23 protein-coding genes are annotated in these 23,314 nt (G+C 67.0%); 17 read left to right on the top strand and 6 right to left on the bottom strand.

The window, feature by feature from the left end; all coding sequences use genetic code 11:
- Positions 1–246: 246 nt before the first annotated feature.
- Positions 247–849 (bottom strand): PASTA domain-containing protein, encoded by a 603-nt coding sequence (locus AB0A65_RS01395; protein ID WP_359944403.1) that lies wholly within the window; start codon positions 847–849, stop codon positions 247–249.
- Entirely contained in the window at positions 846–1,316 is a 471-nt protein-coding gene (locus AB0A65_RS01390) for a hypothetical protein (protein ID WP_359944400.1), read from the bottom strand. Before AB0A65_RS01390 ends, AB0A65_RS01395 begins: the two co-directional genes overlap by 4 nt.
- Before the next feature lie 309 nt (positions 1,317–1,625).
- Here AB0A65_RS01390 and AB0A65_RS01385 point away from each other — a divergent pair, with 309 nt between their 5' ends.
- From AB0A65_RS01385 to AB0A65_RS01355, 7 genes are all read left to right on the top strand, one after another.
- Positions 1,626–1,928, top strand: coding sequence for a hypothetical protein (locus tag AB0A65_RS01385; RefSeq protein ID WP_359944398.1), 303 nt, complete (start codon positions 1,626–1,628; stop codon positions 1,926–1,928).
- A 154-nt stretch (positions 1,929–2,082) separates the two neighbouring features.
- On the top strand, positions 2,083–2,901 hold the full coding sequence (locus AB0A65_RS01380; RefSeq protein WP_359944396.1) for a hypothetical protein: 819 nt from the start codon (positions 2,083–2,085) through the stop codon (positions 2,899–2,901).
- Between the two features lie 783 nt (positions 2,902–3,684).
- Positions 3,685–3,888 (top strand): hypothetical protein, encoded by a 204-nt coding sequence (locus AB0A65_RS01375; RefSeq protein WP_359944394.1) that lies wholly within the window; start codon positions 3,685–3,687, stop codon positions 3,886–3,888.
- Positions 3,889–3,895: 7 nt separating this feature from the next.
- Positions 3,896–4,759 carry a helix-turn-helix transcriptional regulator gene (locus tag AB0A65_RS01370; RefSeq protein WP_359944391.1) on the top strand — a complete coding sequence of 288 codons (864 nt, stop codon included), beginning with the start codon at positions 3,896–3,898 and terminating at the stop codon, positions 4,757–4,759.
- A gap of 677 nt (positions 4,760–5,436) precedes the next feature.
- A complete protein-coding gene (locus AB0A65_RS01365; RefSeq protein ID WP_359944388.1) occupies positions 5,437–5,790 on the top strand; it encodes a hypothetical protein in 354 nt (117 codons plus the stop codon).
- Between the two features lie 777 nt (positions 5,791–6,567).
- A complete protein-coding gene (locus AB0A65_RS01360; protein ID WP_359944385.1) occupies positions 6,568–7,752 on the top strand; it encodes a helix-turn-helix transcriptional regulator in 1,185 nt (394 codons plus the stop codon).
- Between the two features lie 19 nt (positions 7,753–7,771).
- Positions 7,772–8,257, top strand: a complete 486-nt coding sequence (locus AB0A65_RS01355) for an NUDIX hydrolase (RefSeq protein ID WP_359944382.1) — start codon at positions 7,772–7,774, stop codon at positions 8,255–8,257.
- Positions 8,258–8,352: 95 nt separating this feature from the next.
- On the opposite strand, the gene AB0A65_RS01350 is transcribed toward AB0A65_RS01355, so the two are convergent.
- Positions 8,353–8,721, bottom strand: a complete 369-nt coding sequence (locus AB0A65_RS01350; RefSeq protein ID WP_359944379.1) for a hypothetical protein — start codon at positions 8,719–8,721, stop codon at positions 8,353–8,355.
- A 10-nt stretch (positions 8,722–8,731) separates the two neighbouring features.
- On the bottom strand, positions 8,732–9,970 hold the full coding sequence (locus AB0A65_RS01345; RefSeq protein ID WP_359944376.1) for a helix-turn-helix transcriptional regulator: 1,239 nt from the start codon (positions 9,968–9,970) through the stop codon (positions 8,732–8,734).
- Positions 9,971–10,345: 375 nt separating this feature from the next.
- On the opposite strand from AB0A65_RS01345, the gene AB0A65_RS01340 reads away from it, so the two are divergent.
- The 8 genes from AB0A65_RS01340 to AB0A65_RS01305 all read left to right on the top strand — a co-directional run bounded on the left by AB0A65_RS01340 (position 10,346) and on the right by AB0A65_RS01305 (position 19,788).
- Complete coding sequence (locus AB0A65_RS01340) at positions 10,346–11,836, top strand: hypothetical protein (RefSeq protein WP_359944373.1); 1,491 nt, start codon at positions 10,346–10,348, stop codon at positions 11,834–11,836.
- A complete protein-coding gene (locus AB0A65_RS01335) occupies positions 11,833–12,540 on the top strand; it encodes a class I SAM-dependent methyltransferase (protein WP_359944371.1) in 708 nt (235 codons plus the stop codon). Before AB0A65_RS01340 ends, AB0A65_RS01335 begins: the two co-directional genes overlap by 4 nt.
- The gene (locus AB0A65_RS01330; protein ID WP_359944368.1) at positions 12,533–13,453 is read left to right on the top strand and encodes a glycosyltransferase family A protein; all 921 of its coding nucleotides are present in this window, start codon (positions 12,533–12,535) and stop codon (positions 13,451–13,453) included. The genes AB0A65_RS01335 and AB0A65_RS01330 overlap by 8 nt, the downstream gene beginning before the upstream one ends.
- A gap of 27 nt (positions 13,454–13,480) precedes the next feature.
- Entirely contained in the window at positions 13,481–15,058 is a 1,578-nt protein-coding gene (locus tag AB0A65_RS01325; RefSeq protein ID WP_359944365.1) for a carbamoyltransferase C-terminal domain-containing protein, read from the top strand.
- Between the two features lie 137 nt (positions 15,059–15,195).
- The gene (locus AB0A65_RS01320) at positions 15,196–17,814 is read left to right on the top strand and encodes a valine--tRNA ligase (RefSeq protein ID WP_359944362.1); all 2,619 of its coding nucleotides are present in this window, start codon (positions 15,196–15,198) and stop codon (positions 17,812–17,814) included.
- Positions 17,815–17,901: 87 nt separating this feature from the next.
- Positions 17,902–18,687, top strand: a complete 786-nt coding sequence (locus AB0A65_RS01315) for a hypothetical protein (protein ID WP_359944359.1) — start codon at positions 17,902–17,904, stop codon at positions 18,685–18,687.
- Positions 18,684–19,253, top strand: coding sequence for an SMI1/KNR4 family protein (locus AB0A65_RS01310; RefSeq protein ID WP_359944356.1), 570 nt, complete (start codon positions 18,684–18,686; stop codon positions 19,251–19,253). Before AB0A65_RS01315 ends, AB0A65_RS01310 begins: the two co-directional genes overlap by 4 nt.
- A gap of 169 nt (positions 19,254–19,422) precedes the next feature.
- Positions 19,423–19,788: a hypothetical protein gene (locus AB0A65_RS01305; RefSeq protein ID WP_359944354.1), complete on the top strand. Its 366-nt coding sequence runs from the start codon at positions 19,423–19,425 to the stop codon at positions 19,786–19,788.
- Positions 19,789–19,957: 169 nt separating this feature from the next.
- Here AB0A65_RS01305 and AB0A65_RS01300 read toward each other — a convergent pair whose 3' ends face one another.
- Positions 19,958–20,161, bottom strand: coding sequence for a DUF397 domain-containing protein (locus AB0A65_RS01300; RefSeq protein ID WP_359944351.1), 204 nt, complete (start codon positions 20,159–20,161; stop codon positions 19,958–19,960).
- Positions 20,148–21,017 carry a Scr1 family TA system antitoxin-like transcriptional regulator gene (locus AB0A65_RS01295; protein ID WP_359944349.1) on the bottom strand — a complete coding sequence of 290 codons (870 nt, stop codon included), beginning with the start codon at positions 21,015–21,017 and terminating at the stop codon, positions 20,148–20,150. The genes AB0A65_RS01300 and AB0A65_RS01295 overlap by 14 nt, the downstream gene beginning before the upstream one ends.
- A gap of 220 nt (positions 21,018–21,237) precedes the next feature.
- On the opposite strand from AB0A65_RS01295, the gene AB0A65_RS01290 reads away from it, so the two are divergent.
- Together AB0A65_RS01290 and AB0A65_RS01285 are read left to right on the top strand one after the other, a co-directional pair.
- Complete coding sequence (locus AB0A65_RS01290) at positions 21,238–21,828, top strand: hypothetical protein (protein ID WP_359944346.1); 591 nt, start codon at positions 21,238–21,240, stop codon at positions 21,826–21,828.
- Positions 21,825–22,100: a hypothetical protein gene (locus AB0A65_RS01285; protein WP_359944344.1), complete on the top strand. Its 276-nt coding sequence runs from the start codon at positions 21,825–21,827 to the stop codon at positions 22,098–22,100. The genes AB0A65_RS01290 and AB0A65_RS01285 overlap by 4 nt, the downstream gene beginning before the upstream one ends.
- Positions 22,101–23,314: the final 1,214 nt, after the last annotated feature.

The raw sequence follows: 23,314 nt of genomic DNA, 5'->3' as shown, positions 1-23,314 counted from the left end.
CGCCTCCCGCATCCGGAACCGTCCGATGGTGCGGACCGGTTCCACCCAGGCCGCGCCCGACGAGGTCACGCGCGTTATCCCGCTTGGTGTATGCGAGAACGGCAAGGTACTTGAACCGCTCTTGCAACCTGGCATCGTCGCTGGCGTGGCCGGCGTCGAGGTCGACCCGGCCCTCACCGGTGTGGATTCCGGCCAGTGCGAGTCCGGTGCCCCGCAGGAGATGTCGCAGGCGACGTGCCATCGACCTCACACGCAGGACTCGGGGCTCTCGGCGGAGACGTAGTAGATCCTGACGGTCATGCCAGGCGGCCTAGCAGTACCAGCGCTCGGATTCACGTCGAAGACCTGGCAGGGTTCAGCACCGGGTTCGCTCCCGGGCACACTCGCCACATACTCAACGTCTGTGAATCCGGCCGCCGTCAAAGCAGCGGCAGCATCGGTGACCGACGCACCGATCACCTCGGGAACGACGACGTACCCGCTCGGCGTCGCCGACGGTGAAGTGGGCACTGGTGAGATCGTCTCCGGCTCTGTCAAGGACTCGGGGTCCTCCATCGTCGGAATCCCTCCTGTCGGGTCGTACCTCGTCGTCGTATCCGACCCCGGGTCATACGCGGGGTCACCGAGCCGGTCCCAGGGGAGCAGCGAGAGACCGCACACCGCCACCATCGCGAGCAGAAGAACTGCCTGCGGGCGCTCGGTCGAGTCGAGCCTGCGCCACTGCGGGAGTCTCAGCCGCGGAAACGCCGGCCACTGCCTGGTCCGCTGCCTGAGTGCCGAGCGCGCGACGAGGACGGCACCGACAGCCAAGACCACACTGACCGTGATCACGACCCACCCGAGGATCATCGTTTGTCCTCGAGCCGGGTCACCAGGAAGCTGCACGCGCACACGACAATCTCGCTCACGAGCACGACCAGCGACCCCAACGCCACGAAACCGCGGTCAATGTCGGTGCCGGCACGGAGGACGGCGGTCGTGTCCGCGAACCACAGCGACGCGAACACGATCAAGATGAGGTTGCCGCCGGTCAGGACCGTGCGAAAGACGATGAACCGGCGCGTGCGCGCGCCCATGAGATCACCAGCGGCCGTCGCACCGAGCACGGCACTGACCAGCAGCAGCTCCCCGCCGCCGAGCACGGCGGAGAAGGAGGCGTCGAGTCCGCGCGTCATCAGACTGACCCAGTTCACCGCGATCGGCAAGACGGCGAGGACGATCCCGTACAGCAGCCACCGCAAGAACGCCGCCCACAGTTCAGCGGTGTCGCTTCGAGTCGGATTGGCGCTGGCGGCGGGCTCGGTCGTTCGCGTCATACGGGGGTTCGCTCACAGGGTGTCGCGGGGCCTCCAGGATATGTGACAGCGCGCGCGCTCGGGTGCCCCGGAGACCGTCAAACACCCAGCCGGGCCCGCCGACCGTCCCGGGTCCGGGACCGGTCACTCTCCATGCCCACCTCCTGGCACGTCCAACCAGGGTAGTCACCAGCCGTGCTGCGGCCCGACATGCCGCTCGCCGTGCGGCACAGATGGTGCACTACAGGGTGACAGTGGCCTGGGGGTTGGCGCGGGTCTGGGATGATGAGGGTCTGATTGCCCGAGAAATGTATGGAACGGCTGGCCCGCATGACCGGACCGAACGAGCACCCGCTCCCCGTCGGATACCCCGACCTCGACGCGATCGGATGGCTCCGGGTCGAGGAGATCGACTACCTCGGACTCGCTATCCGGATGACCGTCACCCCCGGCGAGCGGACCGTGCAGTTGTGGGAACTCGAAGGCGGCCGTCCGGTCGAGTGGATCGGCAACGTCTTCCGCATCGACGCCGAGCCCCCGTGCCTGCACCTGAACTACAAGTACGAGCGCATCCTCACCCGCGCCCAGCGCGAGCCCCTCGCCCGCCTCGGCGCGAAGTTCTGGAAGTCCTGACCAACTCCAGCGATTCAACAAAAGACCGGTGCGGTGGTGACATGCGGTGCAGCGCAGGCCGTGTGCGCGCGAAGGAAGCTCGCCCGAACAGCCACCTGCCACTACTCCTTGCGGTTGACTTGACGCGGAACGTGACCGGGTCGCAGAATGTGTCATGGCCCTCCAGTTCCCCTCCCGCACCACCGTGCGGTGGTCCCTCGCCTTCACCGCGGTCGGCGGCAGCCTGATCGGTGCGGGCTCGCTCCTGCTCGGCGTCGTCACCATCGACGGCGTCTCCTACCCCTCGTACGCCTGCATCCTGGCCGGGGTCGGCACATGGTTCGCGGTCCGCCGCGGGCTCCACGGCCCCGTCCTCAGCGCCCGCGACCACCTCCGACCGGGCGAGCGCCGACGTCTGCGCCTGCTGTGGGCGGCCGGCGTCGCCCTGGCCCTCGTCGTCCCGGCGTACTCCTCGTTCACGCCGCCGGTACCGGTGTGGGCGTCGCTGGCGCTCGCGCCGTGCTTCGGCACCGGGGCCGTCCTCATCGTCCACGCGATGCAGCGCCTCGCCCGCGATCCGGCCCGGCGCGGGTGCCCCGGTGCATGGGAGGACTGCCGCGACTGCGACACCATCGTGCCCATCGTCGAGCTGCGCGAGAGCCTCGACCGGGTCGAGGAGGCCGCGCTCGGCATCTGGTCGATCGACCCCGACACCGGTGCGGAGGTCAGCGTCGGCACCGACCGGCTCCGCGTCTCCACCCACACCATCGACGACACCGGGCACGAGACCGCCCGCATGTACCTGCTCGCCAAGGTCATCGGTACCCGCGTGCCCCGGCTGGTCCCCGTCACCGCCTACCAGGACGGCTTCCCGGAGTCCCCCGACCTCACCGACGAGGCGGTCCTGGAGCGCATGAGCCTGGGTGCCGACGGCGTCCGGGCCGTGCAGCAGCAGGTGGACCGCACCTGGGGACGAACCAGGCAGTCGCGTTGAAGTGACGAGTGATGCCAGAGGGGCGTTGTAGGCTGCGGTCATGTGCGGGGACCTGGCGTGGCGGCGGGACTGGCCGCTCTACGCTTCGGACGCACGATTCTCTCTGGGCACTGCCCGGCATGGCCGCTCGCACGGGCCCGAACGGTCGCTCTGGGCGGTGCGAGTCTGGCACGGAGAGCTGCGGACCTCGCTGGGGTCCAGGCGCCGGTGAGCCGCGGGGAGGAAACCCGCGGCTCACCGAACCGAGTTTTGGCCGTGCTCTCCGGACACCGCTCGGCTGCCTCATCGCAGTGCGCCACGTTTTGCCAGTTCAACCGTGTACAAGTCCGGTTGATGTCAAGTGTTACCGCTTAAGCGGTAACTCAAGGTCACGCAGTGCGTCGTGATGTGCGATAGAACTATGATGCACCCCTGCCCCCCTGATTTTCAACGGCTTCTCGGATGCCATCGGTTGTTAAACCTTTGTGGACTGTTTTCGGAGACGCTAGCAGGGCATCGGATTCCAGATCGGACGAGATCGCGCACCACTGATTTCCTGTTGCACAGCAATGTGTCTCGCCGAAAATGGTGCCCTGGAATTAGTGGAGAACCCCAGTGGCAAAGTTTAGAATTGGCTTCTCCGCTGCGGGAGGAACCAGGGTTCGCTCTCGGCCGCAGCGGCGACCCGTCCGTGCTCGGCGGCGTCAATGGTCGGCTCGGGGCCGGCAGCGCCGCTTCGGACACCGCTTCGCTCATCCTCCCGGCGCCGAGCCAGCCGGGAGTTGTACAAGAAACGAGAATCCGATGCTCCAGCACTCGGCCGAGTGCATCCTCGACGCTGTCCGCGTCGTGGTCGCCTGCGTGTTCTTCACGCTCGTCTTCATCATCATCGTCCTCACCGTGCTCTGGCTCGTGGAGAACGACCTGCCCGTCTGGCAGGCCGTCGTCGCCGTGAACGTGGTGCTCGGCGGCCTGGGGGCGTTCATCGTCCGGCTGCGGAAGAAGTAGGTAGATCGTGCCCGCGCCGGTGCCGCCGAACGGCGGCACCGGCCCGCTCGCGGACTTCCAGACTGCGCTCAAAGCGCTCCGCGAGCGGGCCGGTAACCCCTCGTTCCGTCAGATGGCCGAACGTGCACACGTCCACTACTCCACGCTGTCGCGGGTCGAGTACCCCGGCCGCTGCCCCTCCCTGACCGCGGTCTTGTCGTATGTCTCGGCCTGTCGCGGAGACGAGGACCTGTGGCGGCGCCAGTACCGCGACCTCCGCCGCGCCATGCGCGCCGGACTGCGCACGCAGTTCGTGCCGTCGACGGGTGCCGCAGGCTGCGAACTGGCGCCCGTGCGCGAGAGTGCCACCCTCACGCAGCAGGCGGCCGTCGCCTTCGCCGCGGAAATGCGGTTCTTGCACCAGCAATCGCGTGAGACCTTGGAGGTCCTCGCCGCGCGCACGTGGCACCCCACCCTGCTCGGCCACAAGGGCTTGTCGCCGCAAACGCTCAGCGACCTGTGCAACACCAAGCACGGGCGCATCCCCCACACTCGGTCCGTGGAGGGGTTCCTCATGGCACTGGGTCTGCCCGAGTCCTCTCGGATGGCATGGCTGGAAGTCCGCGAAGCCCTGGTGCTCACCCGCGACACGACCGACCTCACCCCACCGGGCCAGACCCGCAGCGGCATGCAACGATCCCGGAATCCACGCTCGCAGCGTCTCGGGCTTTCACGCTTCGACTTGATGAAAAACCCTCTCACGCGAGATAAGTGGTGGAAAGGCCAGACGCCGCCCCTGGAAGAACTGGCGCGTTACGCGCTGTATCGGCTACTGAAGAAGCTTCAGTTGCTGGTGCCCGAGCACATGTACAACTTCTCCGCATTCGAGTAGCGCACCAACAGGGAAGTAGGATGCGGGGTCGGCCTGCCCAGGCCGAGCCCGCGTTCCCCCGAGAGAAACGTCCGTGCACAGCCCTGGAGCCGCTGGTGCAGTTCGGTCAGCGAGTCGTACCCGCGAACCCGGGTGGATATACGCGCCGATCGCCAGCATCCTCTTCACCAGATTCAGGCCGTGTGGTGCTCTTTCGATGCGGTGGTCATGCGTTCGCGCAGTTCGTCCAGGGTCTGCTTGAGCGCGCGCGAGACGTGCATCTGCCGAGCGCCTCGCCGATCTGGGCCTGGATCTGCTCCTCGAAAACCACAGCGCCAGGATCCGCTGCTTCCGCTCGGCAAGTCGGCCCAGGTGAGGTGGTGATCTCGGTGCCGTGGACCGCAGAGGTCAGCGTCAGCGCGTACGCCTCGGCGATCGGATTGCGCTGAGTGAACGTGCTCGCGAGGAAGCAGTGGGGCCGGGGCGCCCGTACAGGGCCAAGGCCGCCCGGAGGTCGACACCACCGGCACCGGCATCGGCAACTTCGCGGTCCTCGCTCATATTCCTCTAGCGAGCACCTGGTGCATTCGACATGCCGGGCCGTGCAGGATTCGTGCACGATCCGTGCAACCAGGTTCCACACTCGTCCCAGGCCGCCGGCCCCGGCGGCACCAGACCGGAAATCTCTTGGAGACTGCATGCAACGCAGGCGAATCACTGCGCTCGTCCTCGTCGGCGGCGCCCTGTGCGCCGCGCTCGCGGCCGCACCCGCCAACGCCGACACCACCACCCCCACCGGCACCCGCGCCTCCCAAGCCCCCGCCGACTACAACATCAACGGGAACGAGCTCTGGCCGCGGGGCACGGGCTCGGTCCCCACCGTCAACGGCGAGGACATCTGGCCGCGGGGCTCCGGATTCGCCCCCACCGTCAACGGGGATGACATCTGGCCGGGGGGCGGGGGCCTCGCTCCGGCCGGGAACGACTTCTGGCCCAAGGGCAGCGGGTATGCCCCCACCGGCGACGAGTACTGGCCCAGGACTAGCGGCTGAGCCGCACCCTGGCACCGTTACCTGGCCAAGCGCGGGCTTCACGCGTTCACGCCGCAGACTCCGACCTCCATCGACGCATTGGAGCAGATCCTGGTCGAGGTTCCCGGCCACCTCTACGTTGCCGAGGGCCAGTTCAACGAGCTCGGCGCGTGCATGGCGATCCTCGTCTACAACGGGCCGCGCACCGACAACCCTTGAGGTGCCCCTGCGGCGAGCCGCCACAGCACTGCTCGTCGTCATTGACGGACCGCTCCCTCCGACCTTCCAGCAGTACCCGGCCATTTGTCGCATCGTCTGCCGCCTGGTCGGGTCCTGCGGTGGAGGTCCGGGCCTGGTACAGCGTCACTCTGAGGGCAGCCTGCCGTGTCACTTGAGATGGCAGAGCTGGTCCTCGGGCTTCGACTTGTAGGCCGTCCTCCAGTTCACTGCGGCTATGCACACAGCGATGCGTGTGCCGAGGAATGCAAGGGCCTTCGGTGAAAGCAAGTAGGCCCGAACAGGGGCAACCATGTCTAGGACCCTCATTGTGTTGCTTGCGCAGATCGTGCCCGCGGCGCCGCACAACCCCGTGGCGAAAATGGAAACCCGGATGCCTGATATCTGCATGATGTCTGCTCTCGCGGTGGATGCAGCTCGGGTGGTCTCCTTGAGGAGCACAAGGGCTTGAGCTTTGGCCTCAGGCGCAGGCGTTTACGTGGAGAGAGGACTGCGATACCGTGAGGCGACTACCAAATAGGGTTGTAACCCGTCGCGGAGATGAGGGCTTTGGCTCGGCGCATGCTGCGAGACCGCCGGGAGGAGCTGGGCTTCTCCCAGGAGAGTCTTGCGCGGGCTATCGGTGTGGAGACCTCGACCGTGTGGCGCTGGGAGCACGGCGAGACCTCCCCGCAGCCCTGGCTGCGCCCGAAGCTTGCCGTCGCGTTGGAAGTGAACCGCGAACAGCTCACCGCGCTTCTGGTCAACGACGACCAACCGCTGCACCCCTCGGCTGCGCCGGCAGCCGCACTGGACGCTGAGATGAGGCGGCGCACGTTTCTGGCGGGAGTCCCGCTCCTGGCTTCCGCTCTGACTCCGCACTCGCTGGGGTCGTTGGAAGTGGAGCTCTCCCAGTTGTGGGCCAGTTATCAGGCATCCCGCTACGGGCCAATTGTCGACCGCCTTCCCGGTCTCCTGGCGCAGTTGCAGTCGTCGCTCATCATCGACGTGGGCCGCGACCGCCGCCGTTGCGAGCGCGCCTTGGCGCTGGCGTATCAACTCTCGGCCACCGCACTCACCAAGCTCGGCCATCGCGATCCTGCAATGAGCGCATTGGATCTGGGAATTGCTGCGGCCGAGCGCAGTTCAGACTTGGTCGTGGCTGGCTCGGTGAAGCGAAGCAAGGCTCACGCGATGCTCGCCTTCGGATTCCCGTCGGAGTCCGCGGGTCTGGTTGAGGAGACTCTGGCCGGCCTCCGGGCGGTGCGAGTTCACGAATCCCCGAACTTGTTGTCGGTGCTCGGCACTCTGCACTTGGTCGGGTCGGTCGCGTCCTCGCAGGAAGGGGATCGTCGGGGAGCGAGCGCGTCGCTTGAAGCCGCCGGGGCGGCAGCTTCGCGGCTGGGACGCGACGCCAACTGCCTGTGGACGGCATTCGGCCCCACCAACGTCGCCATCCACCGCATCGTGACCGATATCGAGCTGGGGCGGCCCGCGAAGGCGATCGACCTGGCGCCCGCGATCGACACGCGATCCCTGCCCAGTGAACGTCGTGCACGCCACGCGATCGAGGTGGCCCGCGCGCACTCCCTTCTTGGACAGATCGACGAAGCCGCCGCGGTTCTGATCGAGTCCGAAAAGTCCGCGGCCGAGCAGATCCGCCACCATCGGTTGAGCCGGCACCTGGTTGCTTCCTGGCTCGAGGGGCCCCGGCGGCGTGGCGCAGTATCGTCTCTGGCGGAGCGGATGCGCCTCCAGCCGGACTAGTGGAAAGCCCAGGGAGCCGATGGACCAGACCGATACTGCTCAGGACGGCCTCGATCGCCGCTCCCGCCCGCTGGCTGCCGCCGGGGCGCTCATTCGCGACGATGTGGGCAACATCCTCATGATCGAACCGACGTATAAAGAGTCCTTGGAGCTGCCCGGTGGCTACATCGAGACGGGGGAGCACCCTGCTGAGGCGTGTCTGCGCGAGGTCCGCGAGGAGCTCGGCATCGACATCGAACTCGGCGGCCTCCTAGTGGTGGACTGGGCTCCTGCACCCAGTGAAGGGGACAAGATCCTCTTCGTCTTCGACGGCGGCGTGCTCACCGCAGCTCAGGAGGTGGCCATCGTGATCGGCGCCGATGAGGTCAAGTCCTTCAGTTACTACCCGTTGCACACGATCGAAGCGCGCACGCCGGCGCGGCTGTCGCGTCGCATCGCGCGAGCAGTGGAAGCGACCTCCACTAGATATCTTGAAAACGGCTCCCTGTGGGAGGCGGTTGCGTAACCGTCGTTTTCCATGGTGGAAGCGGTTCAGCAAGACTGCGGTTGCACGGTTGACGGCGTTGGAAACTACTCGCAACCCGCCCGCGCGAGGTGTGTTTAGCCCTCGAGCTCATGCTCTTCGATTGCGGCGAAGATGTCGGCGTCGACTTCGCGCTGCCACGCGGGCAGCGCTTCCCACGGCGCGACGTAGCTGGGCTTCGGTGACTCGAGGTGCTTGTGGACCTGGGCATTCCAGCAGGCCGCTACGAACTGGCCGCGCTGGTCTGCGGACAGCCGGGCGGTTGTGCCGTCGCTGATGGCGATGAACTGGCGGACCTGTTCGTACACCGCGGTGGCAGCAGCTTGTTCCCAGGCGGGCATTTCTTCCCATGGGACGATGTACCCTGCTTTGGGTTCGCCTGGAAAGTGACGCTTGACGCCCATGATCCATGCGGTGCGGAAACGCTGCCCTGCCTCGTTGCTCATGGTGCTTCTTTCATGTCTGCCGGATGGTACTGGCTATCAAACCAGTGATGGTAGATGCCCGTCGGCTGGCTCCGGCCGACGCGTTGAGGTTGGAGTTGAAGTCTGCGAGCTTCGCAGCGATGTAGCTCGATCCGGTCCTGACGGCGAGATTGGCGGCGGCGCCGATGTAGCTCTCGACGGCGTCGAAGTCGTTGCGGTACAGCGCGATAGTCGCTTGGTCGCAACGGATTGCCGCCGTGCGGCGGGGAGTGGTCGGTGCGTGCAGCGCGGTCTCGAGGCGGGCTTCGGCGCGATCGAACTTGCCTAGCGCGATCAGGCAGGCGGCTTCCTGTTCGGGGAGGCGGGTGCCGTCGAAGCGCAGCCAACCGCCGTTGCCGACTGGTCCGGTCAGGTGGTGAACGGTCAGGGCCCGGTCGAGGTAGCGCTGCGTGTCGTGCTCAGCGCCGGCGTGGGCGGACGCCTCGGCCTGGACGCTGGCGACCCATTGGCGGGATGGCTGGGTGGAGTCGCCGCGGGCCGCAACTCGGGCGGCGGCATCGAGGACCTCGAGGCTCTCGCGCCAGCGGTGTTCGGTGGTGCTGATCAGCGCGTACCGGGTCATGGCGCAGGACCACAGGTCGAAGGCGTCGGCTTCACGGGCGGCCGAGGCGGCGAGCGCGTAGTTGTCGGCGGCCTCGTCGTACAGGCCGGCGTCGAAGAGGATCTCGCCGCTCAATTGCAGGGCCTGGCTGTGGAGTTCGCAGAGACGGCGGATGTCAGCGGCTCGTGATCGGGAAGACAGGTGGTCGTGGAGCGTCTGCAGGTGTTCGGCGACGGCGGGCATCAGCGTCGTTTTGGCTTCGGTCTTGCCGTAGACCCGCCACAGGTGCTGCCCGACGGCGTTGAGGTCGCTGAGGCTCTCCGGCGTGGTCGGTGATGGGCCGTTGAGCGCGGTGGTGGACATCAGGGCACCGCTGGTGAGGGCGATCCTGAGGAGGTCTCTGCGAATCATCGGGTCGATTCCTTCCCCGGTCGGTGATCGAAGCGATCCAGTGGGGGTGGTGTCGGCAGTGGTGATGAGAAGCCGAGCGAGCTCGGTGGCGGAGACGTTGAGCGCCTCGGCGAGGCGTCGCCGGTGCTGGGGGAGTGGTGCGCGGTCTTGCGTCTCCCAGCGGCGGACGGTGGAGGTTTCGACGCCGATCTCGGCAGCGAGGGATTCCTGGGTGTGGCCGAGTGCTTGACGTCGCTCCTGGAGTCGTGGCCGGGCCATGGTCCGATGCTCCCCTCAGGGGCAGTACTGGTGGGTTTACCCTACCGTCCGCAACACGGCCGCGCCATCCTCGCAGCGGTAACCGACCCGCTTCGCGAGTGGTGTCGCAATCAGACGGAGGCGTCCGGAAGCTGTTGTCGCAGTTCAGGTGGCCCGGTGCACGGAGAATGCACGGTTGGTGCCGGGTCGGTGCTCTGGTGTGCCGCTGCCGGTGCCGTTTTGATAGCGGGTGGGGCGTGTGCGTGATCCGCCGCCCTGGGATGCGGTCGCCGCTCCGGGAGGCCGGCGGCTGCAAGGCTGCCTGTCCGTCTCCAGTGGGGCGGGCCAGCGCTGCCATCTTCGCCGACGCCAGCCGCTACATGGAGGACCGAAGCCATGATCGCCTCGTTGCCGTTCATTCCGCAACAGACCAGCTCGCGCGCCCACGCCGCACCAGCTGCAACCACGACTGCCCGCCCGCGCCTCATTGTGGTGGGGTTCGACGAGATCGTCGTCAACAAGTACCTGCCCACGATCAGGTCGGCCATCGAAGAGGGCCGGCTGGACTCCTACGCGGTCATCGACCTCGCTTCTCAGCGGCAGATCATCGAAGCTCGACTCGCGGCAGCGGCGCACCGGCCGCACGCGGTGGCGTACGTGCCCGATGCGGCGGCGTTCGACCCGGCGCTGCAGCAGCGCGCGATCGACGAAGCAGTCCGCGCGGTATCGGATCGGGGCCGGCCGGTCATGATGTACATCGCCACGGAAGTCCGCGCCCACCTGCCTTACCTGCAATACTGTGCTGAGAACGCCATTGCCGCCCTGGTGGAGAAGCCGGTCCTCGCTCCCCTGGAGTCGGGGACCTTCGCTCCCGCCGACATCACCGGCCACATGCGGAGCCTCGCCGACAGGTTCGGGGGATCCGGCTGCTCGGTCATGACCTTGAGTCGATACCACCGCATCTACAACGACCGATTCGTCACCGGCATCCGCGACCGGATGCACCGGTGGCAGACGCCGCTGACGTCCCTGCACCTGCGTGCCGCCGGCGGGGTCTGGAATACCCAGACCGAGTTCGCTTCGCGCACCGACCACCCCTACCGGTACGGGTACGGCATGCTCATGCACGGCGCCTACCACTACATCGACCTGGCAATGCAGGTCCTTGCCCTCAACGCAGACCTGCTACCCGAAGCGCGCCTAGCCCTCGACGTCACCGCCTACAGTGTGGGCCCCGCGGACCAGCACCGGCGGGTCACCGGCCCGCACGCAGCGGCGATCGGTGACCGCGGCCCGCGTCTGCCTGCGCACCCCGACGGGGGCCACTACGGGGAGACGGACGTGACTGCCGTATTTCGGCTCTACGACAGCGACACCCACCACACCATCACCCTCGGCACCCTCGCGTTCGAGCAGACTACGCCCTCGATCCGGACCTGGCCGCGTCTGCCGGAGGGCCTGTACAACAAGAACGGCCGTACGTCCGCGGTGGACGTGGAGGCCCAGATCGGCCCGCTCTACTCCGCGCACGTCCACTGCTACGACGTCCCCAGCGGCGAGGACGCCGATCGCATCGACGCATTCGCGCGCTTGACCGAGCGAGCCAACGCCGCCCTTATCCCAGACGAGTCTTATGTGGAGTCAGAAGACTTCTCGGGCGTCTTTCATTCCGACAGCAACCGCGCCCTCATGGAACGGTGGCTCGCGGGAATCGAGACCCGCAGTAGCCTGGCGAGCCACGCCCTGCCGATGCGCGTCACCGAAGCACTCTGCCTCGCCGCGGCCTCGCCCGGAACTAGCTTGACCGTCACCGATTTCGCTCCCGAGCGCCGCGCCACTCGGCTCCTGGCGTGCCGGCGGGCCGACGCCAAGCTGGTGGCACCGTGACCGCACACCGATCTCAGGAAGCTGTCCGCCGCTTCTACACCGAGGCTCTGACTGCGGGGATCGACACCGCCGAAGACTTGCACGCGCCCGTCAGCGCAGAGGTGCACGCCCTCATCGCCTCCGCAAGGGCCAACGGTGCGGTCCTGGCCCTCGACGTCGGCTATGGAAGCGGCAAACACACGATCGCGATGCTCCAGGCAGGACTGTGCGTCCACGCCGTCGACCAAGTCCCGCCCGGGCCCCTGGCGGCAGCAGTCGCACGACACCCTCTCGACCCCGCGCGCCTGCACATCCGGCAAGGCCGACTGGAGGACTTCACCCCCACAGATGCCTACGACCTGGTGATCGCGAAGGATGTACTCCACTACCTTGGCCGAGACCACGTCACCCGGCTCCTGGCGGCACTGATCGACGCCGCCCTTCCCGCAACGGTCCACCACCTCGAGATGTTCACCGATATCTGGCGGATCACCGGCCCCGACACCCCGGTGTGCATCGAGGGGGAGGCCGCCTTCACCACCGCCGACCTGGCCATACTCCTGCACGGCCTCTACGCAGGCTGGGAAGTGACACGCACCGACCGCCCGCACCAGGAGCGGGACACCACCAGCGGTCGGCCCTACTTCAAGGCCACCCGCGTGACGGTGCAGGCGCGCAAACCGGCCGTCGTTCGGCCGCTGCACCAGGGAGGCACGCGTGCATGAACGACAGGAAGGAGTGAGCGTCATCGTTCCCTGCCGCAACGCCGGCCGGTACCTGGCCGAGGCGATCGACTCCCTCTGCGCGCAACCCTGGGCAGGCCCCTGGGAGGCCATCGTCGTCGATGACGCCTCCGATGACCCGGCGACGCTCCTCGACCTGGAGCAGCTGCGCACCACCTCCAATGTGCGAGTGCTCCAGTTGCCCGAACACTGCGGCGTCCAGACGGCCCGAAACACGGGCCTGGCCGCAGCCGCCTTCGCCTACACGATGCAACTCGACGCCGACGACCGACTCGCAACCGACCCCGGCCTCCTCGCCGACGGCACCTACCCCGACCGCGCGGTCGCGCTGCTGCGCGCCGACCCGGGCATGGCCTTCGTCCACACCATGGCCCACATGTTCGGTGCCGCCACCGGCTACACCATCTCCTCCTACCCCTGCACCGAAGCGCTCATAGCCACCAAACACCACGCCCCGATCTCCCTGGTCTGCCGCACCAGCCAAGCGCTCGCCGCCGCATACAATCCGGCCGTCCGCAAATGGCAGGACTGGGCCTTCGCCATCGCACTCTTGGCCGAGCGAGCGCGCCACGGCAGGCCGAACCGCATCGGCTGCATCCCGGGCCCGTTCTACGACTACCGCATCCACCACCGGCCAGGGCGACTCTCACAGACCGCCATCAGCGAGCACGCCGCCACCGCGCCCGTCGTCGAATCCCACCTGACCTACTTTCAGCGGTTCCACGGCGCAGGCCGCGACGCCGACACCATCACGGCCGACCTGATCGCTGCAAAACCCGACCGGCTGACTGACCTGCTCCACATGGCCGCGTTCGACCTGCCCCAAGCCCTGACCCTCGCCCGGCAACGCCAGTACCAGCTGACCGGCTGCTGGGACGAGCTCGGCATCCCCTAGCCCCGACCACACATATTCGGAGACTCCATGCGCATCCTTTCGCTCTACTATGGGCACGACAGCTCCACATGCCTACTCGAGGACGGGCAGCCTATCGCGGTCATCGAGAAGGAACGATCCACGCGCCGACGCCACGACCAGGGCGGAATGGACCTGTCGGCCCTCCTGGAGCGGTACGGCTGGGACCGCGATGGGATCGACCTCGTCGTCATCAACCCCTACGTGCGCGAAGACCTCGACGGGCAGCCCGGCCCCGACTGGGAACTCAAAGGCGAGCTCTACACCCAGCGCAGCGACTTCCACACCCCCGACCTGCGGTGTGCGGCCGAAGACCGCTACAGCCGCCACCAGATCCGGCTCCTGGGCCGCGCCTACCCGTGCATCGCCGTCGACCACCACCTCGGACACCTGGCCACCGGCTACTACACCAGTCCCTACGCGAGCGCGACGGTCTTGTCGGCCGACGGGGGCGGGGACGATCGCACCCTGGCCGCCGCGCGGGCTGAGCACGGCCGGATCCTCGACATCGAATACGGCTGGGGCATCACCCGGGACGGGCGGGAGATGAACATCGGATCGGTGTGGGGCTCGGTCGGCCAGCACCACCTCGGCTATGGTCGCCTGGAAGCTGCAGGGAAACTCATGGGCCTGGCGCCCTACGGGAGCGCCCGGCCCGAGCTCGTCGACGCCCTGCGCACCGCCGCCTACACCGCCCCCTACGCGCCACTCCCCGCCCCGCTCGTCCTCGCCGGGCACCTGGATGCGAAGGAGCCCCTCGCCCAAGACCTCGCCGCCTCGCTCCAGTCGTTGACTACCACCGCATATCTGGCAGCCGCCGAGCGCCTCGCCGCAGTCTTCGGCGCCGACCACCTGGTCCTGTCAGGTGGGTGCAGCATGAACTGCGTCGCCAACACCGCCGTCCATACCGCCGGGATCTTCACCGACACGTTCGTGCCCGCCCAGCCCAGCGACTGCGGACTGGCCCTGGGGCAGGCCCTGTTCGCCTGGCATCACGTCCTGGGCGAACCCTTCGCGCCGCGCACGTGGACCCCGTATCTGGGCACCGACGCCGGCACCCCGGCCCCCGGTCTGCTGGAAGGGGCCGTCGACCACCTCGAGCAGGGCTTGACCGTCGGCGTGTGCGTCGGCCGGGCTGAGAACGGCGCCCGCGCGCTCGGCCACCGCAGCATCCTGGCCGACCCGCGGGACCCTGCGATGACCGCGCGGATCAACGACACCATCAAACACCGCGAAGGGTTCCGGCCATTCGCGCCCATGGTCCTGGAAGAAGACTCCGCCACCTACTTCGGTGCGCATGTCCCCAGCCCGTACATGAGCTACACGACCACCGTCACCTCCCCGGACCTACCCGCGATCACCCACGTCGACGGCAGCACCCGCCCCCAGATCATCGCGCGCGCCGACCAGGGCGCCGCCCGCACCATCCTGGAGGCGTGGAAACGCCGCACCGGCCTGGGCGTCCTACTCAACACCTCACTGAACTGCCAGGAACCCATCGTCGACACCCCCGACCACGCCGTGGCGACCTGGCGCCGCAGCGGCTTGGATGTCCTGGTCACCCCCGACGACCTCCACACCAAATGACCCGCCCCCAACCTGGTGAACCTCCCACCGCACTCACACCGGCCCCGAACCCGACACACCACCCGCCGCCGCTGCTACCGGGGCAGAAGGAGAAACCCATCGGCCAGGAAACCACGCGCGATCCTTACACTGGGCCAGTGACTGAATCAGCCAAGAACACCGTGACCCAGGAGACCCCGCTTCCGAAGACGTACGCGCCCGTAGAGGTAGAGGCGCGACGCTACGAAGTATGGGTATCCGAGGGCCGGTTCAAGGCTGCCGACGACTCCGACCGCGAGCCCTACGCGATCGTGATCCCCCCGCCGAACGTGACGGGGCAGCTCCACCTCGGGCACGCGCTCAACCACACCCTCATCGACACGATGACCCGGCGAGCCCGCATGCAAGGGAGCGAAGCGCTCTTCCTGCCGGGCACCGACCACGCTGGGATCGCAACACAGAACGTCGTCGAGCGCAAGATCAGCCAGGACGAAGGCGTCTCGCGCCACGACTTGGGGCGCGAGGCGTTCGTGGACAAGGTGTGGGAGTGGAAGGACGTCTACCACGAGCGCATCACGTCGCAGATGAAGAAGATCGGCGACGGCGTCGACTGGGACCGCGAGCGGTTCACCCTCGACGACGGGCTCTCCAATGCAGTCATCACGATCTTCAAACAGCTCTACGACGACGGGCTCATCTACCGAGCGGGCCGCATCATCAACTGGTGCCCCAGATGCATGACGGCATTGTCTGAAATGGAAGTCGAGCATCAGGAGGACGCGGGCGAGCTCGTGTCGATGCGGTACGGGGACGGCGACGCTTCGATCGTGGTGGCGACGACGCGTCTGGAGACGATGCTGGGCGACACCGCGGTGGCCGTCCACCCCGACGACGAGCGGTACCGGCACTTGCTCGGCACGACGGTGGAGGTGCCGTTCACGGGCCGTCGCATTCCGATCGTGGCCGACGCGCACGTCGACCCCGAGTTCGGGACCGGCGCGGTGAAGGTGACGCCGGCGCACGACCCGAACGACTTCGCGATCGGCCAGCGGCACGGCCTGGAGTCGATCTTGATCATGGACGAGCGCGGCACGATCACCGCGCACGGCCCGTTCCAGGGCCTGGACCGGTTCGAGGCGCGTTCGGCGATCGCCGCCGCTTTGCGGGCCGAGGGCCGCATCGTGGCCGAGAAGCGCCCGTACATGCACGCGGTCGGGCACTGCGAGCGCTGCGACACGACGGTGGAGCCGCGCCTGTCGAAGCAGTGGTTCGTGAAGGTGGAGCGCCTGGCGAAGTCGGCGGGCGACGCGGTGCGCTCGGGCGAGACGAAGATCCACCCGCCGGAGATGGAGAAGCGGTTCTTCTCGTGGGTGGACAACCTCCTCGACTGGTGCATTTCGCGCCAGTTGTGGTGGGGGCACCGGATCCCGATCTGGTACGGGCCGAACGGTGAAGAGGTGTGCGTGGGCCCGGGCGAGAGTGCCCCGGAGGGCTACGTGCAGGACCCCGACGTGCTCGACACGTGGTTCTCCTCCGCGCTCTGGCCCTTCTCCACACTGGGCTGGCCTGACCAGACTCCCGCACTTGAGAAGTTCTATCCGACCAGCGCTCTCATTACTGGTTGGGACATCCTGCCGTTCTGGGTGGTCCGGATGATGATGTTCGGGACCTACGCCATGGGCAAGGCGCCCTTCGCGGACGTCATGCTGCACGGCCTCGTCAGAGACGCGAACGGCAAGAAGATGTCCAAATCGTCGGGCAACGGTATCGACCCCCTCGACGTTGTCGACGAGTACGGGGCCGACGCACTCCGCTTCATGCTCGCCAGGGACGCGACGCCAGGAGCGGACGGCATCGCCTCCCTGCAACTCGCGGAACTCTCGCGGAACTTCTGCAACAAGCTGTGGAACGGGACGCGGTTCGCGCTCATGTCGGGCGCGACCGTGGAGGGCGACCTGCCGTCGGACCCGTCGCTCATCGACCGGTGGATCCTCTCGCGCCTCTCGCGCACGGTGGAGGGCGTCGACGCGCACCTGGAGCAGTACGAGTTCGCGAAGGCGATGGACCTGCTGTACCACTTCGCGTGGGACGACGTCTTCGACTGGTACCTGGAGCTGACGAAGCCGGTGCTCGCCGAGGGCGGGCAGCGGGCCGAGGACACGCGCCGGATCATCGGGCACGTGTTCGACCAGCTGCTGCGGCTGCTCCACCCGGTGATCCCGTTCGTGACCGAGGAGCTGTGGCTCACGCTCACCGGCACCGAGGACCGCGGCGACTCGCTGACGGTGGCCGCGTGGCCGGTGCCCGCGGGCGCCGACGACGAGGCCGAGCGCCTCGTGGGCGCCCTCCAGCACCTGGTGACCGAGGTGCGGCGCTTCCGCTCCGACCAGGGCGTGAAGCCGAGCCAGCCGGTGCCGGCCCGGATCTCGGGGCTCGCCGCGGCGGGCCTGGCCGACCAGGAGCCGCTGGTGCGCGCGCTGGTGCGTCTGGAGGCCGAGGCCGAGGGCTTCGAACCCACCGCGGAGCTTGCGGTGTCCGACCAGGTCACCGTGGGCCTGGACACGTCGGGGACCATCGACGTCGCGGCCGAGCGGGCGCGGCTGGAGAAGGCCCTGAAGGTCGCGGAGAAGGAGCTGGCCGGGACGACCGGGAAGCTCGGCAACGAGGCGTTCCTGGCGAAGGCGCCGGACGCCGTGGTCGACAAGATCAAGGCGCGCAAGGCGACCGCCGAGGCCGACATCGCGCGCGTCACCGCGCAACTCGACCAACTTTCATAAACCCGTGGGCGGCTGCCTGGTGCAGCCGCCCACGCACGCGAACCTCCTGCCCCTTGCGATCCTTTGACCCCCGCGAAGAGCCTGCCCGTGACCTCTCTTGAAGACCTGTCCGCCACCCTCGCGATCGCCGAACAGTTCAGTGCTGCTTCGGGCATAGGCATCCGCGCTTCCGCTGCGGCCGCCTTTGAGGTCCGGGGACGATTGGATGCGCTCGGCATCGAAGGCAGCGCAGGCAAGCTGGCCGCAGTCCAGTCTCAGCTCGAGGAGCACGCGGCTGCGGCCGAGCTCATCCGATTGAGACTCGAAGCGGTCCTGACGGGGGTCAACGCGCTTCGCAGCCCGGCTTCGGCGAGAGCGGGAGCCACTGGCGCGAATGGGGTCCCGAAGCCGACCCGTAGCCATGGCACGTTGCAGAAACGAGCCGGGATCAAGTCCGGTCCGGTTCGGTTCAGCGCACCGCGCAAGCTCGAGGGGAAGTTGACCGACGAGCATCGCAGGCAGGTCAAGGAGTACATTGACGCGGCGAACCAGGCTATCGAGGACGGCACCCTCTCGGGTTCGGGCCGCGTCCGTCCCTCGAAGGATCCCACCCTCAAGGTCCAGAAGGACGCCGCGGCGGCACGCGAGCGAGCCCGCGCCGAACGGGCCGGCGAGCCCTACGGGGACCTGGTCGCCGCGCACCTGCCCGACACCACCTGGACGGGGACTGCGGACCCACCTGGCGGCTGGGGCCGGCACGACGCCACCGTGAACGCCTCGCTTGGCAGCCAGTCCGACAAGTACCCCGAGGGCTACCGGCCGTCAGGATTCGAGTTGGACAACACCTGGGATACAGTCGACGCGGCCGACACGACGGACGGAGCCAGCCAATGACCACCGAAGACGTCTCCAACAACCCCGTCGAATCGGCTGTAGATGCCCTTGAGTGGCCCGTCCTGCTGGGCCTGGCGATCGGTGCCCACTCCCAGATCGAGGCACTCGACACTGGAACCGGCTTCAAGATCGGCGTCCCACGACCGGCTGCGAATGATGAGCAGATCGTCTCCGCCGAAGCGGAACTCGGTCTCCGGCTCCCGGAGTCGTATCGGCACTTCCTTACTCATGCCGATGGCTGGGAAGGTGCCTACTTCACACTCGACCTCTTCGGCACTCCCGAACTGCACGGCCAAGGCCACGCCGACCGCGCTCGCGAACTCATTGAGACCCTCACTGCCGAAGGCGACCTTGAGGACTCCGGTCTCGACGTCGCAGACCTCGTCCCCGTCGCCGCGGGTGAGGGCAGCGACCTGGTGGTGATCGTAGGGGAAGGCCGGCCCGGGGCCGGGACGGTGATCTGGTTCGACGGCGGCGAGTACGGCAGGTACCCCGACTTCGCCGCATTCTTCACTGACCTGGTTGCGATGCTCCAGACCTACGCCGAAGGAAGCTCCAACCCCTGAGACGGTCCGATACCTTCCCTCTCTCCATGATTAGAGCCACAGCGATTGTGCCCGACTTGGGCAGTTGCAAGCTGCGATCACAGACCGTGCCCTGGCTCGAGTAGGCATGTTCGGGGGCCCCACTTTGGTACGCGTGCTGTACTACATGCAGCTATGGAGAGGGGACCTCATGACCCAGGCCGAGGACATGATCCGCGAGATGACCGCTAACCCCGAGAAGTACATAACGCACCCAACCGACCAGCAAGGGAAGCAACGCAAGGACCGCATCAGCATCAAGTTCCCCACGTCCGTGGAGCTGCGGTCCTGGACAGATCCGACCACAGGCCAGAGCGCGCTCTCGGTGGTGCCCCTCGAAGACGACATACCCGCCCTCACGACCGCTGACCTTGCGTTGCTGCTGGGCACGACGCAGGAGAAACTTCGAGTCGTGCTCCGCGAGCTCGGCCACGGGGTCGGAACGGGGAACCGCTATCGCGTCGCCGCCCTGCAGCCCGACTTCGCGCGCATCCGTGCGGCGCTGGAGCACGGGTAGCGCTTCACCTCGCCTCGGCACTTCAAACCGGCTGCCCGCAGCGGTTCTTCACTAGAGGGGCTTTAGTAATGAAGCGCGACCGCCACTGAGAGTGGCGGTCGCTATGCTGGGTGCTGCATTTACCTGATTGGTCCGCTCAGTCCCACTTGGCGTGCCAATTTTGCTGTGGTCATTCCATGGGGTGCAGGGAATCTGACTTCACGTGGGCGAGGAAGCCGATGTAGGAGGCTTCGTTGATCGAGATGATGGGCCGGGCGTGGGCGAGTTTGCTGTCGGACAGCTGCGGGCCCGCCGGGCCCAACCGAACCTCCACGCAGTTATTGGCGTCGCCCTGGGACCGAGAGGACTTCCGCCAGCCTTCATGGGCTTCCATCTGCATACTCCTTGATCGTCATGGCCATGGACTTGGCCTCGTTGAGCCCGTTCCGGAAGAAGAGTCCATGCCTGCTGTCGGAGGTCAAGTATCGCTCGCTCAGGCCCGAGAGGCGGATGAGCGATTCCGGGCCGTCGTCGAACTCGAGGATGCTGAACTCGTATTGAAGGACGCTGTACCTGCCTGCCGAGAACGGGACCACGAAGATTTCAACATGAGGCAACTCGTGTAGCTGTAGGAGGTGCCGGATCTGTGCCTCGCGCACGTCGGCTCCGAGATCGAGCCGCAACCCGGCTTCTCCGATGACGCAGGTCAGCGGCTGTTCGGAGTCTTCCCACCGCTCGAGTCGTCCGAGCCGGAGCTGGTAGGCGGCGTCGAGGTCGACATCGTGTTCCTTGACGGTCGTCTTCAACGACTCGAACAGGGCCGACAGGAACTCGACCGATTGCGCCAGAACCGGGACGAAGTTGTTGCAGTGGCTGATCACACGGGAGGCCCGCTCCTGACGTTGGATGCCCAGCCAGCTGTTGTCGGCGATACCCGACCGATAGGCATCCCACCACTGCTCCTCGTGCGTGGCTCGTGCCAGCTCGCGGACCTGCCGGATGAGTTCGGGATCCGATTGGAAGATGTCGTCCATGAGATCCCGGATCATCGACGGGTTCACCTTGGGGTAGGTCCCCTTGATGAGCATGTTGTAGGTGGTGCGAGAGCAGACGTCGCTGGGGATCTCGGCCTTGGAGAGCCCCTTGGGCTTGCCCTTGCGCGGCCGTTGCCGCTCCTGCTCGAGAATCTCAGCGATGACAGCGTGAGGGGTCGAGATAGCGGTGGAAACGCCGGTTTCGTTCACGGTCATGCCACCGGATTGTAGCGATGAGTGCACGTTCGATCATCGGTGGGTGGTGCCAGCCAGATCTAACAGTAATTCGTCCCTCTCAGTGTCAGTTCTCAGTGGCAACAGTCGATGTGAACCGGTCCTGGAAATTGCCTAAACCGCTGACCTGGGATTACGTTCTTCTCCACAAAGCTTGATCGTACGGCCGCCATCCCGGCCAGTCAACGCCAGAGGAGGACGCTTGGACGCCAAGCTGGAGCCCGACACGAAGCTCTGCGCGTTCGCCGGTCCTGAGGACGAGGAGTTCGCGCTCATCGTGTCCCGTACTGGCAGATCGGTGGCGGTGCGGCACGCCGACAGTCCAAGAACCCGCAGGGCTGTGGCCCGAATCTGGTACCCGCTCAGCGCCGAGCCGCGAGTGGAGGTCGAAGACCGCTGGCGGATTCGCAGCACTGCGTGGATGGCGTCGCTGAAAGAGCGGGCAGCACGAGCGCTGACAGACTCCCTGCCCACTGAAATGCGAGAGCCGGCCAATCACACGCTGACGCTATCCCCCTCTAGCACGCTCGGAACGTTCACCAGCCCGGGAGGGCGCAATCAGATCTACATGACGGTCTCCCGCACGGGAAAGACCGTCACGGCCAGGCTCGGTAGCGAACGGGGCCAGATCATCGCTCGCGCCCACCGCCCGAGCAGTTCTGACCCAGGCATTGCCTTCCAAGGTCTTTACCGCCAGAACGCCTCTGTCTGGCAGTACGAGTTCAACAACCTGTTCCGCACTGCGCTCTCTCGCGCGGTCGGCCTGGCACCGACGAGAGCGAGTGCGCCATGACCAACGCTGCACCGATCCGCCGCACTATCGATGTGTTCGACCTGGCCGGGAGCGACGTGACCATGTTCCAGCGCGAAGGCGATGCCTTCGACATGGTGCGCCTGGCCTATATCGACGAGCCCGACATCGAACTTGGACGAGTGGTCCAGCTGGCAGACTCCCGAGCTCAACTGGCGACCGGCATCGCGGTCTGGACCGTCGAAACCCGCAACACCGTAATCGAGATCGTCCAGCAGCGCTGGCGGTACTTCGAGATGGAGGTCATCGGATGAGCCTCCGTGAAGGCGCCCAGCACCCCATCGGCAGAGCCGACATCGACGGCGAGGCGATCGCATTCGTGTGGGGGCCAGGGTCGGGGTTCGTCACCGCGGAGTTTGCCGAACGCTCACCGCGAGGGATCGCGAACCTCACCGGCCTGGAGACGACACGGCCGCACGTGGTGCCGCTGTCCCACAAGACATGGCTGACCCCCGAGCGGGAGTCGGCGCTGATCGAGACCGGCCGAACCTGCTTGACGAACGCAATAAGGGACTGTCGATCCGAAGCGAAGCCCGAGAGTCCCGCTGGTCCGCATCGTCAATCTCCAGACGATCGCAACACGGCCGGTCCCGGGATGTTCAACCGGCACCGGATACCGGCCCGATCGGACCCGTTAACGGGGCCCGCGCCCCACTCTCACATGACGGCGCGCAGCCCCGAACACCAGAACCATCCACGACTCTGGAGGACTCCATGAAAGGACTGGCATCTAGCAGTCTCCCACCTGATGCGGCGCGGACGCAATACCTCGAGCACGTTGACGGATGCGACCGCTGCAAGGGCGCCGGCGGGTTGGTCCGGCGGTTGTGCCGGGACGGGAAGGCGCTGGCGCGCCGGGCGAGTGACGCGAGCACAGCACAGATCGCGCGAGCAGGCGGTGGTGCCTGATGTGCGTGTTCGGCTCTGAGTCGCTGTTCGATCGGGTCGGTGCGGCGGATGCCGCGACTGCCAGGAGTGTCGCCGCCATGTGGGGTGGCGGTGGCGAGGGCACCGGGTTCTACCTGGTCCCGGTGTCCGGGGTCGGAGTGGAGGCGGCAATCACGACTGCTGTGCACGGCAGCGTCGCCTCTGCTCTGGTTCTCGCCAGCTACCGGCCCGTCGTGTTCGATGCCGCGGCCACCGGTACGGACAGCCTTGCCCGGCCGGTGGTGGTGACGTGCCGCGGGTGCGGCATCGAGTTGCGGCTGGAGGCGGTCGGTTACATGCAGGTGGCCAAGCGTCTGGTCGCCGAAGGCTGGCGGTATGCGGTCCGCCCGCGTGAGACTGCCGAGTGCGCTGATTGCTGCAGCCCAACAGATGCAACCGGACTTCGGAAGCGGAACCTCTCAGTCGCAACGGGTCTTGCCGCTGCAGAGTGCGGCTCAGGTCGGCGTGCTGAGGGCGTCGGAAAACCGGCGCTGGATCGGCACCCAAGGATGGTGCTCGGGGGCTGGAGCAATCACATCGA

The organism is Glycomyces sp. NPDC047010 (assembly GCF_040644205.1).
In the GTDB taxonomy this organism is placed as follows: domain Bacteria; phylum Actinomycetota; class Actinomycetes; order Mycobacteriales; family Micromonosporaceae; genus Glycomyces.
The sequence above is the reverse complement of the archived record's forward strand: the minus strand, read 5'-3'. Positions and strand labels throughout refer to the sequence as shown.

Excerpts from the sequence above, each read along its gene's own strand:
- AB0A65_RS01380 (WP_359944396.1), top strand. The coding sequence starts at position 2,083 with ATGGCCCTCCAGTTCCCCTCCCGCACCACCGTGCGGTGGTCCCTCGCC.
- AB0A65_RS01390 (WP_359944400.1), bottom strand. The coding sequence starts at position 1,316 with ATGACGCGAACGACCGAGCCCGCCGCCAGCGCCAATCCGACTCGAAGC.
- AB0A65_RS01295 (WP_359944349.1), bottom strand. The coding sequence starts at position 21,017 with ATGACCGTGAACGAAACCGGCGTTTCCACCGCTATCTCGACCCCTCAC.
- AB0A65_RS01300 (WP_359944351.1), bottom strand. The coding sequence starts at position 20,161 with ATGGAAGCCCATGAAGGCTGGCGGAAGTCCTCTCGGTCCCAGGGCGAC.
- AB0A65_RS01395 (WP_359944403.1), bottom strand. The coding sequence starts at position 849 with ATGATCCTCGGGTGGGTCGTGATCACGGTCAGTGTGGTCTTGGCTGTC.
- AB0A65_RS01285 (WP_359944344.1), top strand. The coding sequence starts at position 21,825 with ATGACCAACGCTGCACCGATCCGCCGCACTATCGATGTGTTCGACCTG.
- AB0A65_RS01385 (WP_359944398.1), top strand. The coding sequence starts at position 1,626 with ATGACCGGACCGAACGAGCACCCGCTCCCCGTCGGATACCCCGACCTC.
- AB0A65_RS01310 (WP_359944356.1), top strand. The coding sequence starts at position 18,684 with ATGACCACCGAAGACGTCTCCAACAACCCCGTCGAATCGGCTGTAGAT.
- AB0A65_RS01355 (WP_359944382.1), top strand. The coding sequence starts at position 7,772 with ATGGACCAGACCGATACTGCTCAGGACGGCCTCGATCGCCGCTCCCGC.
- AB0A65_RS01345 (WP_359944376.1), bottom strand. The coding sequence starts at position 9,970 with ATGGCCCGGCCACGACTCCAGGAGCGACGTCAAGCACTCGGCCACACC.
- AB0A65_RS01305 (WP_359944354.1), top strand. The coding sequence starts at position 19,423 with ATGACCCAGGCCGAGGACATGATCCGCGAGATGACCGCTAACCCCGAG.
- AB0A65_RS01360 (WP_359944385.1), top strand. The coding sequence starts at position 6,568 with ATGCTGCGAGACCGCCGGGAGGAGCTGGGCTTCTCCCAGGAGAGTCTT.
- AB0A65_RS01365 (WP_359944388.1), top strand. The coding sequence starts at position 5,437 with ATGCAACGCAGGCGAATCACTGCGCTCGTCCTCGTCGGCGGCGCCCTG.
- AB0A65_RS01340 (WP_359944373.1), top strand. The coding sequence starts at position 10,346 with ATGATCGCCTCGTTGCCGTTCATTCCGCAACAGACCAGCTCGCGCGCC.
- AB0A65_RS01375 (WP_359944394.1), top strand. The coding sequence starts at position 3,685 with ATGCTCCAGCACTCGGCCGAGTGCATCCTCGACGCTGTCCGCGTCGTG.
- AB0A65_RS01350 (WP_359944379.1), bottom strand. The coding sequence starts at position 8,721 with ATGAGCAACGAGGCAGGGCAGCGTTTCCGCACCGCATGGATCATGGGC.
- AB0A65_RS01325 (WP_359944365.1), top strand. The coding sequence starts at position 13,481 with ATGCGCATCCTTTCGCTCTACTATGGGCACGACAGCTCCACATGCCTA.